Origin of the sequence: Nonomuraea solani (assembly GCF_900108335.1) — a bacterium.
Taxonomy (GTDB): Bacteria; Actinomycetota; Actinomycetes; order Streptosporangiales; family Streptosporangiaceae; genus Nonomuraea; species Nonomuraea solani.
Genome location: NZ_FNVT01000015.1, coordinates 62,927 through 77,292, shown reverse-complemented (window position 1 = coordinate 77,292; position 14,366 = coordinate 62,927). Strand labels below are relative to the sequence as shown.

The 14,366-nt window shown below is 70.9% G+C and carries 15 protein-coding genes; 10 read left to right on the top strand and 5 right to left on the bottom strand.

All coding sequences use genetic code 11. From position 1 onward, the window contains the following. The first annotated feature begins 80 nt into the window (after nt 1-80). From meaB to C4V41_RS40160, 5 genes are all read left to right on the top strand, one after another. Nucleotides 81-1,130: a methylmalonyl Co-A mutase-associated GTPase MeaB gene (gene meaB / locus C4V41_RS40180; RefSeq protein ID WP_103961262.1), complete on the top strand. Its 1,050-nt coding sequence runs from the start codon at nt 81-83 to the stop codon at nt 1,128-1,130. Nucleotides 1,131-1,301: 171 nt separating this feature from the next. Further along, nucleotides 1,302-3,518, top strand: a complete 2,217-nt coding sequence (locus tag C4V41_RS40175; protein ID WP_146103959.1) for a CehA/McbA family metallohydrolase — start codon at nt 1,302-1,304, stop codon at nt 3,516-3,518. A gap of 5 nt (nt 3,519-3,523) precedes the next feature. Then, nucleotides 3,524-4,477 carry an acyltransferase domain-containing protein gene (locus C4V41_RS40170; protein ID WP_160150553.1) on the top strand — a complete coding sequence of 318 codons (954 nt, stop codon included), beginning with the start codon at nt 3,524-3,526 and terminating at the stop codon, nt 4,475-4,477. A 46-nt stretch (nt 4,478-4,523) separates the two neighbouring features. Further along, a complete protein-coding gene (locus C4V41_RS40165; protein WP_103961260.1) occupies nt 4,524-5,144 on the top strand; it encodes a TetR/AcrR family transcriptional regulator in 621 nt (206 codons plus the stop codon). Next, on the top strand, nt 5,132-6,220 hold the full coding sequence (locus C4V41_RS40160) for an acyltransferase family protein (protein ID WP_235030680.1): 1,089 nt from the start codon (nt 5,132-5,134) through the stop codon (nt 6,218-6,220). The genes C4V41_RS40165 and C4V41_RS40160 overlap by 13 nt, the downstream gene beginning before the upstream one ends. Here C4V41_RS40160 and C4V41_RS40155 read toward each other — a convergent pair. After that, on the bottom strand, nt 6,204-6,575 hold the full coding sequence (locus C4V41_RS40155; protein ID WP_103961258.1) for an acyl-CoA thioesterase: 372 nt from the start codon (nt 6,573-6,575) through the stop codon (nt 6,204-6,206). The genes C4V41_RS40160 and C4V41_RS40155 overlap by 17 nt on opposite strands. A 39-nt stretch (nt 6,576-6,614) precedes the next feature. On the opposite strand from C4V41_RS40155, the gene C4V41_RS40150 reads away from it, so the two are divergent. Beyond that, nucleotides 6,615-6,962 carry a hypothetical protein gene (locus tag C4V41_RS40150; protein ID WP_103961257.1) on the top strand — a complete coding sequence of 116 codons (348 nt, stop codon included), beginning with the start codon at nt 6,615-6,617 and terminating at the stop codon, nt 6,960-6,962. On the opposite strand, the gene C4V41_RS40145 is transcribed toward C4V41_RS40150, so the two are convergent. Beyond that, nucleotides 6,953-8,707 (bottom strand): AMP-dependent synthetase/ligase, encoded by a 1,755-nt coding sequence (locus C4V41_RS40145; protein WP_103961256.1) that lies wholly within the window; start codon nt 8,705-8,707, stop codon nt 6,953-6,955. The two genes, C4V41_RS40150 and C4V41_RS40145, sit on opposite strands and share 10 nt — an antisense overlap. 51 nt (nt 8,708-8,758) lie before the next feature. Further along, the gene (locus C4V41_RS62290; protein ID WP_160150552.1) at nt 8,759-8,926 is read right to left on the bottom strand and encodes a hypothetical protein; all 168 of its coding nucleotides are present in this window, start codon (nt 8,924-8,926) and stop codon (nt 8,759-8,761) included. A gap of 25 nt (nt 8,927-8,951) precedes the next feature. Between C4V41_RS62290 and C4V41_RS40140 the strand changes: the two genes are divergently transcribed. The 3 genes from C4V41_RS40140 to C4V41_RS62285 all read left to right on the top strand — a co-directional run bounded on the left by C4V41_RS40140 (nt 8,952) and on the right by C4V41_RS62285 (nt 12,377). Next, nucleotides 8,952-9,473 carry a CGNR zinc finger domain-containing protein gene (locus C4V41_RS40140; RefSeq protein WP_103961255.1) on the top strand — a complete coding sequence of 174 codons (522 nt, stop codon included), beginning with the start codon at nt 8,952-8,954 and terminating at the stop codon, nt 9,471-9,473. A 242-nt stretch (nt 9,474-9,715) separates the two neighbouring features. Next, complete coding sequence (locus C4V41_RS40135; RefSeq protein WP_103961254.1) at nt 9,716-11,353, top strand: ABC-F family ATP-binding cassette domain-containing protein; 1,638 nt, start codon at nt 9,716-9,718, stop codon at nt 11,351-11,353. A 37-nt stretch (nt 11,354-11,390) separates the two neighbouring features. Further along, nucleotides 11,391-12,377 carry a hypothetical protein gene (locus C4V41_RS62285; protein WP_160150551.1) on the top strand — a complete coding sequence of 329 codons (987 nt, stop codon included), beginning with the start codon at nt 11,391-11,393 and terminating at the stop codon, nt 12,375-12,377. A 65-nt stretch (nt 12,378-12,442) separates the two neighbouring features. Here the strand turns inward: C4V41_RS62285 and C4V41_RS40125 are convergent, their stop codons facing one another. Together C4V41_RS40125 and C4V41_RS40120 are read right to left on the bottom strand one after the other, a co-directional pair. After that, complete coding sequence (locus C4V41_RS40125; RefSeq protein ID WP_103961252.1) at nt 12,443-12,706, bottom strand: TFIIB-type zinc ribbon-containing protein; 264 nt, start codon at nt 12,704-12,706, stop codon at nt 12,443-12,445. A 58-nt stretch (nt 12,707-12,764) separates the two neighbouring features. Beyond that, a complete protein-coding gene (locus C4V41_RS40120; protein WP_103961251.1) occupies nt 12,765-13,625 on the bottom strand; it encodes a phosphotransferase in 861 nt (286 codons plus the stop codon). A 243-nt stretch (nt 13,626-13,868) separates the two neighbouring features. Here C4V41_RS40120 and C4V41_RS61060 point away from each other — a divergent pair, with 243 nt between their 5' ends. Next, nucleotides 13,869-14,306 (top strand): hypothetical protein, encoded by a 438-nt coding sequence (locus C4V41_RS61060; protein ID WP_146103957.1) that lies wholly within the window; start codon nt 13,869-13,871, stop codon nt 14,304-14,306. Nucleotides 14,307-14,366 lie beyond the last annotated feature (60 nt).

Below are 14,366 nucleotides of genomic sequence, written 5' to 3'. Positions count from 1 at the left end.
AGACGTCCAGCACCCTACTGGCAAAAGTCAAAACTTGTCAGACGTTAGGCTCACTATCTGGGAAGAAAGGGGCACGCAGGGTGCACTCGCTGGAGGACTACGCGCAGGGCGTACGAGCCGGGTCGCGTACCTGGATCGCCCGCGCCATAACGCTTGTCGAGTCGACGAGACCCGACCACATCGCTCTCGCGCAGCGGCTGCTCATCGAGCTGACCCCGTTCTCGGGAAAAGCGCGCAGGGTCGGCGTGTCGGGCGTGCCGGGGTCGGGGAAGTCCACGTTCATCGACGCGCTCGGCACCCGGCTGACGGGTGACGGACACAAGCTCGCCGTGCTGGCCGTGGATCCCTCGTCCAGCAGGACGGGCGGCAGCATCCTCGGCGACAAGACCCGCATGGCCCGCCTGTCGGTCGACCCCGCCGCCTACATCCGCCCCTCGCCCACCTCCGGCACCCTCGGCGGCGTCACCAAGGCGACCAGGGAGGCCATGGTCGTGGTGGAGGCGGCCGGCTTCGACATCGTCCTGGTGGAGACCGTCGGGGTGGGGCAGTCGGAGACCTCGGTGGCCGACATGGTGGACACGTTCCTGCTGCTCACCCTGGCCCGCACCGGCGACCAGCTCCAGGGCATCAAGAAGGGCGTGCTGGAGCTGGCAGACGTCATCGCGGTCAACAAGGCCGACGGCGAGCACGAGCTGCCGGCCAGGAAGGCGGCCCGGGAGCTGGCCGGGGCGCTGCGCATGCTGCGCTCGGGCGCGGCCCCGCCGCCCGTGCTCACCTGCAGCGGGCTCACCGGCGACGGGCTGGACGACCTCTGGCGGCACGTGCTGGACCACCAGGACGGGCTCGACCTGGCCGGCAAACGCCGCCGGCAGCAGGTGCGGTGGACCTGGACGCTGGTGCAGGACCGGCTGCTGACCGAGCTGCGCAACGACCCGGGGGTGACCGCGATCGCGGAGGAGGTGGAGCGGGAGGTGCTGGCGGGCGGGCTCACCCCGGCGCTCGCGGCCGACCGCCTCCTGGCCGCCTTCGCCAGGCCCGCCGCAAGCCCGTCACCGCCCGCCAGAAGCCCGTCACCGTCCGGTAAGGGGAAGGTAAAAGATTCTGGCAAAGAACCCCTCGAAAGCCCCTGAAAAGCCGCGAACGAGACGCCCTCATCCGGGTGCCGGAGCAGCATCGGAAACCCCGGAGTGAAGATACCTCTCCCGGGGTTGAAGTATCCCCACCCCCCGCCTCGGCACCGGTCGGACCGGCCCCGTGATCCATGTCACGATGTCGCGCAACCGACGTGGGGAGAGGCTCGTATGTGTGCGGAGTCGATGCTGCCGGAAACGGTGGCGGGCGCGCTGGAGGAGTACGGCCGCCTCCTGGGCGAGCACGGGATCACCTGGGGGGAGCCGGAGATCCCTTACGTGAAGTTCTTCGCCAGGCGCAGAGTGCTGCCGCCCGCGCTGTTCGACCGGTTCTGGGAGCTCGTGCTGAAGGCGGTGGCCGAGAAGCATCCCGACCGGCCGCTCGACCAGCTCGCCGCCCGCCTCGACGAGCCCGACTACGACCGGGTGCTGCGCGACACCCTCGACGGTGACCTGCCGGGACACCTCGTCGCCGTACGGATCGAGGAGGACGGGGTGGCCCTGGAGGGCGCCCCGAGGACGGTCCTGCTCCCGTCGAACCCGCTGCGCCCCATCCAGGGCGAGGGGGAGGGCGGCCGGCGCGGCAGGGCGGCCCGCTGGGCGGGCGAGGTGCCGTTCGTGGTGCTGCCCGGCGGCGCCAGGCCCGCGCCGTCCGGCGGCGCGCAAACCCCGCCGCTGCCGGGGCGCGGCGAGGAGCGGATGTCGCTGCTCATCGACTCCAGGCGGGAGGAGCCCTGCCTGGTCGGCGTGGACGACGCCCAGCGGCTGCTCCCGCCGGGCGGCGCCTGGCTCGTCGAGGTCGACCAGGACAGCACGGTCGTCGTCGACGGCACCCGCGTCCGCCTGGACACCCTCCTGCGGCCCATCCGCGCGTCCCGGCTGCGCCTGGTGGCGGGGATGCCCTGCCGGTGGAGCGTCGTGGCCGCCGACGGCAGCGGCTGGTTCCCGCCCGACACCCCCAACCGCCACGACTACCACGGCCGCCCGTACTTCCACGGCGACGACCTCGTCCTGGAGGTCCCCTCCACCGCCCTGACGATCATCGCCGCCAGGGGCATGGAGTACGACGAGGCCCGGCTGGAGCTGACCCCGGAGCCCGGCGCCGAGCACCGGATCGAGCTGACCCCCGAACGCATCTACGACGCCGCCAGGCGCGGCTGGTACGGCGCCGACATGCACGTCCACCTCAACTGGGCGGGCGACCTGGTCGGCGTGCCCGCGGACGCGGCCGCCGCCCAGCACGGCGAGGACCTGCACGTGCTCAACCTGCTGGCCGGCAACGTCTCCGGCCGCCGCGTCTACGACCGCGAGGCGCTGGAGCACTGGACCGGCCAGGACCTGCCCTGGTCCGACGGCACCCACCTGGCCAGGATGGGCGTCGAATACCGCAACGACCTGCTCGGCCACATCTACGCCTTCGCGCCGCGCTCGGCCCCGGGCCGCTACCACACGGGTTTCGACGGCGACGCGGACTGGCCGCCCAACGCCGACGGGCTGCGCGAGCTGCGCGGACTCGGTGCGCTGGTCGGCTACAGCCACCCGTTCCGCACCCCGATCGGCGACGGCGACCCGCCCAAGGGCATCGTGTCGCCCGCGCCGCGCAACTGCGCCGCCCGCGAGCTTGTGGCCGACGCCGCGCTCGGGCTCGTCGACAGCCTCGACGTGCTCACCCACGCCTCGATCCCGTCCACGGCGGCGGTGTACCGGCGGCTGATCGGCGCGGGCAACCGGCTGGCGGTGACCGCGGGCACGGACGCGATGATCTCGTTCACCCGCTCGGACAACCAGTCGAACCCGCCCGGCTGGGCGCGCGTCTACGCCCAGATCGACGGCGAGCTGACCGCCCGGTCGTTCGCGGCGGCCGTACGCGCGGGCCGTACGTTCGCCACGACCGGCCCCTGGCTGGAGATGACGGTGAACGGCCACGGTCCCGGCCACGTGCACCTGGCCCGCGAGGGGGAGCGCATCAGCGTCACCGCCTCCGCCATCGGCCCCGAGGTGGCGGCGGTCCGCATCCGCACGGCGGAGGGCGTGCGGGCGGGGGCGGAACGCCTGTCGGCGGACTACCGGCGGCGCGGCGAGGACCTGCTGACGGTGACGGCCGAGTTCCGGGTGGAGGCGCCGACGTACGTGATGGCCGAGGTCCTGTGCGACCCGCACCCGCGCACGCTGACCACCACCGGCTACGCCCTGACCAGCCCCGTGTACGTGGACGTCGGCGGCCGCCAGGTAGCCAGGCGGGACGACGTGCTCTGGTGCCTGGAATGGCTCGACCTGCTGGAGGACCTGATCAGGCAGCACGGCAGGCTCGCCAGCCCCTACCAGTTCGGCGACCACGTGTCCCTGCTGCAGCAGGCCAGGACGATTTACCAGGGGCGGCTAGGCTGACTCCGATGGACGTCAAAGCCCTGCTTCGGCCCTATCCCGACTGGCTCGCGCACCTGGAGTCGCTCGGCGGCTTCGACCTCGCCCTGCCCGGCGGCGACCTGGCCGACGAGCTGCTGCGGCTCGCGGTGCCGCACGAGGACGTCAACGCGGTCCTCGCCGCCCGCCCCGAGCCGGGCACCTGGCAGTGGTGGCTGGCCGAGCGGTGCGCGCACTCGCTCGTGTCCACCATGGGCGAGATGGCCGATCCGCCGCCGTTCCAGTCGCTGCCCGAGCTGGGGCCCTACTTCTACGTCTACGTCTTCCTGGCCACTCTCCCGCACACCCGCGCCTACCACCGCGAGCTGGGCGTCCCGGAGGAGGTGTCCTGGGCGACGTTCACCGACCTGGGGCGCAACATGGCCGTGCACCGCAAGCGCTTCGGCACCGGCGGCCTGCTCGTGCCCTACTGGTTCATGCTGCACGCCCGGGGCATCCTCTACGAGCTGGGCCGGCTCCAGTTCAACCGCGACACGCTGGGCCGGACCACCGGCGAGACCCTCCGCGCCGCCGGGCTGCCGGTGGGGCCCGGATCGCCGTCGCTCGGGGTGCACGTGCCCGACTTCCACGGCCCGCTGACGCCCGAGGCGTGCGACGCCTCGTTCGAGCGGGCCCGGCGGTTCTTTCCCCGGCACTTTCCCGGGGACGAGGTCCGGGTCATGACGTGCGGCTCGTGGCTGCTCGACGACCAGCTCGCGCGATATCTGCCCGCCGACTCCAACATCCTCGCCTTCCAGCGCCGCTTCCACCTGCTGCACCGGTTCGACAACAGCGACCTGCTGGCGTTCGTGTTCGGCGGCGACGCCCCTTCCCCGGGTGACGCCGCCGCGCTGCCCCGCCGCACCCGGCTCGAACGCGGCATCGCCGACCACCTCGCGGCCGGCGGCACCTGGTACGGCCGCATGGGCTGGCTGCCCTTCTGACCACCCTCGTCTCGCGGGCTCCATCCGAGCGTGCTAAATTTTGGCCATGCGGTCAGAAAATGAGCCGGTCGGCCAGAAGCCTCGGTCGTTCATCGAGGAGGCCAGGCGCGCCCAGATCGTGGCGTCCGCCATCGAGGTCATCGCCGAGTCCGGCTTCGCCCAGGCGTCGCTGGCGCGGATCGCCAAGCACGCGGGCATCAGCAAGGGCGTCATCTCCTACCATTTCGCCGGCAAGGACGAGCTGATGGTGGAGGTCGTCGAGCGCACCTACGGCACCATCGCCGAGCACGTGGCCGCGAAGATGGAGGGCGTGGTCACGGCCACCGAGCTGCTCAGGACGCACATCCTGGCCGTGGCCGAGCACATGCGCGGCCACCGCAGCCAGCTCAAGGCGCTGGGGGAGATCTTCTACAACTTCCGCACCGCCGACGGTCGGCCGCGCTACGGGATCAAGGCCAACGAGGACGTCTACCTCGCCCTGGAACGGATCTATCTCTTCGGCCAGGAGAGCGGGGAGTTCAGGGACTTCGACACCCGCGTCATGGCGATCACCCACTCCTCGGCCATCGACAACATGTTCGCTTACTGGGTGACCACTCCGGATCACGACCTCGACGCACACGCCAGGCAGCTCGCCGACCTCTTCGAAAGGGCATGCAGGAAATGAAGGCCGAGCCGAGAACCAGGACCAGGCTCTACGCGATCGACAACCTGAGGATCGTGCTGACCGTGCTGGTCGTCGCCCACCACGTGGCGGTCACGTACGGCAACATCCCGCTGTGGTTCTACACCGAGCCCGCCAAGGACGCCTCGGGCGGCCTGCTCGACCTGCTGGTGATGTTCGACCAGGCGTTCTTCATGGGCTTCTTCTTCCTCATCTCCGGCTTCTTCACCCCCGGCTCCCACGACCGCAAGGGCGGGCGCTCGTTCGTGCGCGACCGGCTGATCCGGCTGGGCATTCCGCTGCTGGTCTTCCTCGTGCTGCTGCGGCCCCTGGTCAACTTCGGCGGGTTCGCCGGGCGGGAGGGCATGCCGTACTGGCACTACTACATCGGCTCGTGGGACCCGGGCCCCATGTGGTTCGCCGAGGTGCTGATCGTCTTCGCGCTGGCCTACGCGCTGTGGCGGAGTCGCCGCGCCCCCCTTGAGCAGCGTGCCGAGCCGCTCAGGGCGAAGTGGATCGTGCTCTACGTGCTGGGGCTTGCGGCCGTGACGTTCCTGTGGCGGATCCCGGTGCCGACCGGCACCTACGTTCCGGTGCTCGGGCTGCCGTCGCCGCAGTTCCTGCCGCAGTACGCGAGCATGTTCGCGCTCGGCTGCGTGGCCTTCAGGCGCGGCTGGTTCGAGACGCTGCCCGCGCGGGCGGGGCGGCTGGGGTTCGTCGCGGCCGGTGTGTCGAGCGCGGTGCTGGTGCCGCTGCTGTTCGTGACCGGCGGGGCGCTCTCCTCGGCGGTGTCGGCCCTGTGGGAGTCGGCGTTCGCGGTCAGCATGATCATCGGGCTGACGGTGTGGTTCAGGGAACGGTTCAACCGCCAGGGGCCGCGCGGGAGGTTCCTGGCCGACCACGCCTACACCGTCTACGTCATCCACCCGCTCGTGCTCGTCGGGCTCGGCTGGGCGTTCCGGTGGCTGGAGGCGATCGCGATCGTCAAGTTCGCGATCGTGCTGGCCCTGGCGCTGCCGCTGTGCTGGTGGATCGCCTACCTGGCGCGCTCGCTGCCCGGAGCTAAGCGGGTGTTGTGAGCATCGCAGGGAGCGGGGCCGCGCGGCCGTCGCGGACGCACACGTACGTGATCGTGCCGACGGCCACCAGCTCCTCCCCGCGCCGCATGGTGAACGTCATCGTGATCGACGTGGTGCCGACCCGGGCCGGCGCGCTCTCCACGGCCAGCACGTCGCCGAGCCTGGCGGGGGAGTGGTGCTCGCAGCCGCTGGCCTTGACCACCACGTCGGCGCCCTCCGCCCGGAGCCGGTCGTAGCCGCCCCTGGCACCCAGCCAGTCGAGGAAGGCGTCCTCGAAGTACTCGTAGTAGCGGGCCGCGTGCATCATGGCCTGGGCGTCGCAGTGCCGGGGGCGTACCGGGAGATGCGAGATCACGTCAGGAACCCTACGCGGGCGGCCGGTGTAACGGGGGGCATGAGACTTCTCGCCGCGGGCGCGCTGCTGCTCGCCACCGCCTGTACCGCCACCGCTTGTGCCGCCGCCACCGTTGCCGACGTCAACGACCCGCCGGGGCAGCGCCGATGCGCCGACGTCACCCTGACCACCAGGACGCCGGGCACCGCGCTGCTGTTCGACCAGGCGTGCTACCGCGCCGACAACGTCTACTCGCTGGCCGACGGCACGGCGTCCTACCGCTTCACCGGCTGTGCCGGGCACTCGGCCGTGTGGGTCGGCGCGGTGCTCACCACCGGGCCGGCCACCGTGACCCTGGAGTCGGGCGGCCACACCGTGCGCGTGACCGCCTTCACCGGTCAGGCGTAGAAGGAGTCGAGCGTCGCGCTGTGGCGCGCCTCGACGGCCTTGCGCTTGATCTTCAGGCTGGCCGTCAGCTCGCCGGTCTCCACCGTGAAGTCCTCGGCCAGGATCGCGAACTTCTTGACCGTCGCGTAGCTGGCCTGGTCGGCGTTGACCTGGTCGATCGCCTTCTCGACCTCCTCGCGCATGCGCGGGTGCCCGCTCAGTTTCTCCGCGTCGGCGGGCAGCGACTCGGCCTGCGCCCACGGGGTGACCACGTCCATGTCGAGGGTGACCAGCGCCGTGACGTAGTTGCGCAGGTCGCCGTGCACGAACACGTGCGACACGTACGGGCAGGCCGCCTTGATCCGGCCCTCCAGGTAGGTGGGCGCGACGTATTTGCCGCCTGAGGTCTTGATGAGCTCCTTCTTGCGGTCGGTGATGCGCAGCCGCCCGGCCTCGTCGAGCTCGCCGATGTCGCCCGTGCGCAGCCAGCCGTCGTCCAGCGCCTCGGCGCTCTCCTGCGGCAACCCGTGGTAACCGCGCATGATGCCGCGCCCGCCGATGAGGACCTCGCCGTCCTCGGCGATGCGGACCGCGGTGCCCGGGAGCGGCGGGCCGACCGTGCCGAACCGCACCGAGTCGGGCCGGTTGAGGAAGCTGCCCGCCGACGACTCGGTCAGGCCGTAGCCCTCCAGGATGGTCAGGCCGGCCGCGTCGAAGAACTCGGCGATGTCCTGGGACAGCGGGGCGGCGCCGGAGATGAAGAAGCGGATCCGGCCGCCGAACCGGGCACGGAGCTTGGAGAAGACCAGGCGGTCGGCGACGGCGTATTCCAGCCTGGTGGTGACCGGGATCTCCGCGCCGCGCTGGCGGGCCTTGACGACCCTGATGCCCGTCTTGCGCGCCCAGGTGAAGATGCGCAGTTTGGCACCGCCCTCGCGCTGCTGGGTCGCCACGACCGTGTTGTGAATCTTCTCGAAGATGCGCGGCGCCGCCGCCATGATGGTCGGCTTCACCACGCCGAGATTCTCGGCGATCTTGTCCAGGCGGCCGTCGATCGCGGTCGGCACGCCGATGTGGATCATCACGACCTCCAGCAGCTTGCCGAAGGAGTGCGACAGCGGCAGCCACAGGAAGTGCAGGTCGTCGCCGGAGAGCAGGTCGAGCTCGCGGACCGCGCCGGCGGCGTAGATCCAGTTGTCGTGGGTCAGCTCCACGCCCTTGGGCCGGCCGGTGGTGCCCGAGGTGTAGATGAGGGTGGCCAGGTCGTTTTGGGCGATGGCGTCCACCATCGCGTCGTAGTCGCCCTCGCCGTCGCTCACCGAGTCGAGCGTGACCACCCAGCCGTCGTCGGCGGCCGAGCCGTCGATGACCACCACGTGGGCGACGTCGGACAGCTCCTTCTGTACGGACCTGAGCTTGGCGACCTGGTCGTCGTTCTCGGCGATGACGATCGTGCTGCCCGAGTCGGTGATGACGAACGCGGACTCGGCGGCCGTGTTGGACGGATAGATCGTCGTCGTGGCCGCCCCCGTGGCCAGCACCGCCAGGTCCGTCAGAATCCATTCGAGCCGCGTCGAGCACAGGATCGACACGCGGGTGCCGGGGCCCGAGCCCAGCTTGGACAGGCCGAGGGCGAGCCCGCGTACGCGCTCGCCCACCTCCCGCCAAGTCAAAGAGGTCCACCCGCCATCTGAGGGCACTCGGTACGCCTCTGCGTCGGGGGTCGCCGCGATCCGGTCGCGCAGCAGGGAGGGAATGCTGGACATGCCTGACCTCCAGGGGGTGCTTGGCCCCGACTCTAGGGGCTGGGCGGCGTGTCAGTCGATGGTGCGCGGTGATCGCGGCGTGGCGGTGGCGACCATGCGCGCGGTGCGCACCTCCCACGCGCCACAGGCGCACCGTAAGTAAGAGACCAGGCCCTCGGAGGTGCGGTGGGAGGAGATCACGGTCATGGCGAGGGGATCGTGTAGATCTCTGGAGTGCATGATTCCAACCTGATGTAATGGCCTTATGCATTTCAACGCTTACGGGGGCAACGGGGCGGCCCTCGCGGCGGCCCTGGTCAACGCCACCGACTTCACGCCCGGGGCCGTCGAGGCGATGCTCACCGAGCACCGGCTGCTGCGCACCGCCGTGACGGTGGAGCAGGCGGGCGAACTGCGGGCGTGGGCGCGCCGGCTGGCCCCGGTGTTCGGGGAGAGCGACCAGGAGCTGCAGATCAAGCTGGTCAACGAGCTGCTCGACGTCACCGCGTCCAAGCCGTACGTCAGCGCCCACGACGGCCGCGAGCCCCACCTGCACTTCTTCTCCATCGACGCCGACATCGTCTCCAGGGCGCGCGACACCTCGGCGGGCGGCCTGGCCATGGCCATGTGCTTCGCCGGCGGCGGGCGGCTCGGGCGGTGCGGCAGGGACGGGTGCGAGATCGTCTACGTGGACACCTCGCGCAACGGGCGGCGCCGGTTCTGCTCGCCGGCCTGCGCGAACAGGGTCAACGTGGCCGCCCACCGGGCTCGGAAACTTGCCACGTGATCTGGGCATCCCCTAAGCTTTCGAATGTCTTATCGCCGAGCCGTGGAGGCAGTTGACGTGAGGATCTGAGGTCGCGGGCACCGCGCCGTTCCGCCCTGTCATGGGCACGCGTGCGCACACCTGGACCTCGAACGCATCCTCGACCCTGCCGCGGACTCGTTCTTCTTTCCCATGTGTCGCATGCGTATGCGGTGATTCCCGCCAAGTCACGAAATTTCGGGTTTTGTGATGGGAGCCGCCTTATGTCTTTTTCCATTGTGGTCGACCACGTGTCCTTCGGCTGGCCGGACGGCACCACGGTCCTCGACGGGCTCGACGCCGCGTTCCCCGCGGGCCGTACCGGGCTCATCGGCGTCAACGGGTCGGGCAAGTCGACCCTACTGAAGATCATCGCGCGGGAGCTGGCGCCCCGGTCCGGGAGCGTGTCGGTCTCGGGCGAGGTGGGATACCTGCCCCAGAACGTGCCGCTGGGCGCGAGCCGTACCGTGTCGGACCTGCTGGAGATCAGCGCGACGCGGGCGGCGCTGCACGCCATCGAGGGCGGCGACGTCGCCGAGGAGCACTTCACCGCGGTCGGCGACGACTGGGACGTGGAGGAGCGCGCCCTGGCGGAGCTCGACCGGCTCGGGCTCGGCCACATCGGGCTCGACCGCACGGTCGGCACGCTGTCCGGCGGCGAGACCATCATGGTCGCGCTGGCCGCCCAGTTGCTCAAACGGCCCGAGGTGCTGCTGCTCGACGAGCCCACCAACAACCTCGACCTGGACGCGCGGCGGCGGCTCTACGCCGCGGTCGCCGCCTGGCAGGGGGTGCTGGTGGTGGTCAGCCACGACCGGGCGCTGCTCGAACTGGTCGACCAGATCGCCGAGCTGCGCGACGGGGCCGTGCGCATGTACGGGGGCAACCTCAGCGACTATGAGGAGCGGGTGGCGACCGAGCAGGACGCCGCCGAACGCGTCGTGCGCACCGCCGAGGGGGACGTGCGACGGCAGCAGCGGGAGCTCGTCGAGTCCAGGACCAGGACCGACAGGGGGCTGCGGTACGGCAGGAAGGCCTTCGAGAACAAGAAGGTCCCCAAGATCGTCGCCAACACCCTCAAGGGCAAGGCCCAGGTCACCGCCGGGAAGCAGCGCACCCTCCACCTGGAGAGACTGGAGGAGGCCCGCGACCGGCTCACCGAGGCCGAGAGGGCCGTACGCGACGACGCCGAGATCCGCATCGAACTGCCGGGCACCGAGGTCCCCGCGGGCCGCACGGTCCTGACGCTGCCCCTGGAGCCGTCCGGACCGCCGGGCCGCCCTGAGCCGCCTGAGCCGCCGGAGCGGCCGGCGGCGGAGGCGGAGGAGCGGGTGGCCGCCGTGCTGGAGTCGCTGGTCGTGCGCGGTCCTGAGCGGATCGCGTTGCTCGGCCCCAACGGGTCGGGCAAGACCACGCTCCTCAAGCGGATCATGGAGCACGGCGCCCACGTGCCCGTACGCTACCTGCCCCAGCGGCTCGACCTGCTGGACGACGGGCTCAGCGTGGTGGACAACGTGCGCGCCGTGGCCCCCGCCGCCACCGTCAACGAGGTACGCGCCCGCCTGGCGCGCTTCCTCTTCCGGGGCGAACGGGTCAACCAGGCGGTCGGCACGCTGTCGGGCGGCGAGCGCTTCCGCGCCACCCTGGCCGCGCTGCTGTCCGCCGATCCGCCGCCGCAACTGCTCCTGCTCGACGAGCCGACCAACAACCTGGACATGGCCAGCGTCCGCCAGCTCGCGCAGGCGCTGGCCGCGTACCGGGGAGCACTGATCGTGGTCAGCCACGACCTGCCGTTCCTGGAGACGCTCGGGATCACGCGGTGGCTGCGGCAGGACCGGGAGGACGGACTGACGGAATCGTAATTGACGGTAGGGGATCAACCCGGCGATAGTGTGACAGGTGGCTGCACCCCGGTTGATCTCCTGTGTTCTCGCCGCGGCGACGCTCACGCTCGGCGCGTGCTCCTCCGGCGCGCCGTCACCGACCGGCGGTGACGCGACGGTCTCCGGTGTCGCCGGTGGCCAGGGTGCCGCTCCCGCCACCGGAAGCGGTCCGGCCGAGGGCAGCCCGAGCGCGGCCGCGCTGACGCCGGAGGCGTACAAGGGCGAGCTCGACAGCCGGCGCGAATCGATGGCAGACGCGATCAAGGCCCTGACGGGCGCGCGCGGGATCAAGGCGCTGGACCAGCGGGTCGAGCGCGCCGAGCGGGAGCTGACCGGCGCCGCCGACGCGCTGGGCGCCCTGGCCCCGCCCGAGGCCGTACGCGCCCAGCACGATGCCTACGTCACCGCCCTGCGCGACTTCTCCACCGAGTTGGGCTCCACGTCGGGCAAGGTCGGCGCCAAGGACCTGTGCACGTCATCGGCCGTGTTGATCGACCTCGACGACAAGCTGGCCGCGCTCGACGAGGCGGGCAAGGCCCTGCAGAGCGCCGGCGACTACCCGGCCGACGTCGTGAACGTCAAGGCCGGCGACCGCCAGACCAGGAGGTTGCGCAACGGCGCCTTCATTCGCAAGAGCACGCTCAACGGCCGCAGCTCCCTGGAGATCGACAACGGCAGCACCCGCGACGCCGTCGTCACGGTCATGAAGGGCGGCTCGAAGACGATGAGCGTCTACGTGCGCAGGAAGACCAAGTTCAAGGTCCGGGGCGTACGGGACGGCAACTACAAGATCTACTTCACGCACGGCGTGGACTGGGACGGCAAGACCAAGGCGTTCACCAGGAACTGCAGCTTCGAGCGGTTCCAGAAGACGGTGAAGTTCAAGACGACGTTCACCGCCACGCAGATCCTCTGGCACGACTGGCGGATCACGCTGCACGCCATCACCGGCGGCAACGCCCGCACCTCGCCCGTGGATCCGGACGACTTCCCCGGCGGCTGAGGCCCCGGAGCCGGAACAGGCGCTGAAAAACAGGCCGCGCACCATGAGGTGCGCGGCCTTCGCGATCAGGTGGAGAACAGCATGCCCACCCAGCTACGCTGCCCGCGGTGGTGGCCGTAGTGGCCGCCGTGCTGCGGGGCGCCCCAGGCGGGGCCGGGGGCGTGGCCAGGGGCGGGAGGGGGCGGCGCGTGGTACTGCGTCTCCATCCGGGTCAGCGTCTCGAGCTCGCCGTAGTCGAGGAAGATCCCGCGGCAGTTGTCGCACTGCTCGATGTGGACGCCGTTGCGCTCATAGGTCCGCATGCTTCCGCGGCACTTAGGGCACTGCATCTAAGTCGCTCTCCTTGGCTTTGAGGTCTCAGGGTGAAACCTACCGCGCGCAACGTCATCACGCTCGGACGATTCTGTTGCACGATTCGACCAACGAATGTTCGACCTCGTCCAGTTCCCGGCCTTCGCGATCGGCGTTGAGCACCGCCACGGCGGCCAGTTGGACGGTCAGTGCCCTGGCGGGCAGGTCGAGCCGCCCCCAGGGGTCGTCGCCGTGGCCCAGCGCGGGCCCGCCCGAGGCCAGATACGCGCCCAGGAACCGCTCCCACACGGCCGGGTCGAGCAGGCCCGCGGCGTACCAGGCGGCGGGCCTGGCCAGGTCCCATGCCGGGTCGCCGACGCCGAGGTCGTCCACGTCGATGAGCAGCCAGCGGTCGCGGTGGACGAGCTGGCCCAGATGCCAGTCGCCGTGCGTCAGCAGCTCGGGCAGCGACGAGGAGTGCGGCTCTGGCAGTTCTTTGAACGCCCGCCTGACGAGCTGCTCGACGGGACCGTCGCCCGGCATGCGGGCCACCGCGCGGGCGGCCCTGGCGGGCCCTCCGGCGGGCGGCAGGCCCGGCAGCAGCGTGAGGGGGATGGCGTGCAGCCTGGCCAGCAGCCTGGCCCCTTCCTCCCAGGGCGCCGAGTCGGGGTCGTCCTGCGCGACGGGGCGGCCCGCCGGCCACACCGTCACCGCGCGGCCGGCCGCCTCCAGCACCTCGGGCTCCAGCGGGGGCAGCATCACGCCGCTGACCGAGGCCGAAGCCGTCGCCTTCAACTTGGGCCGCAACGACTCGGCGTCGTCGCGGGCGGAGTGTGCCTTGACCACGACCTCGCCCATCCGTAACACCACGACGTCCGTGCGGGTCGGGTGTAAAACCGGCTCGCCCCTGCCCCCATATGCCGCGGCGATCCCCGCGAGCTCGTCCTCCAGCCCCACGCGTACAGACTATGGGGCGGTGTCGGGCGCGCGTGCCACCGGACGCGGTCGCCCGGGACCTGCGATCTCCACCGCGCCGCCGGCCTCGTCCGCGGCAGGCGACCCCGCGTCGCCCGACGTCGTGCCGGGTCCTTGAATCTGGCACGCGATGACAACACGTTGGCGCTGAACGGTAAGTATGTTCGGCTCTCGCTCTCCTACCGTCGGAATCCAGAAGTCGGTGACCAGAAGTGAGGAGCGCAAGTGAATTCGTTACGGGGAAGAGCCGTCCTGCTGCGCGCGCTCGCCGGGGGAGTGACGGCGGCGGCCATCAGCGCGGTGCTGGTCGCGGGTGCGCCGGCTGCCACCGCCGCCGGGGGCGGATGCAACGACTACATCCATAGTGGATGGAATGTGGGAGTGTGCAGTTCCGACAGGGTTCAGGTCTCCGGGGACATCTACCTCAATTCCAGGGGCAATCCCGGCCGCCCCTGCCGGGTGAGGTACAGGATGTACGAGGGCGGCGTCGTCACCACCACATCCAGCGGGTGGCGGGCGTGCACTCTCGGCCATCACCCGCAGATACACCGCGCCAAGCTGCCCGGGGTCAGATATTGGACACGTGTCGAGGTCCAGGTGATCCACAGCGGGGAGAGCACCTATCAGACGGTGCTGAGCGGCAACAGCAAAGTGACCACATGAGTGTGCGCGATGGCGGGGGCACCCGGTCGGCGGGTGCCCCGCACCATGGGCCGGCCGGGG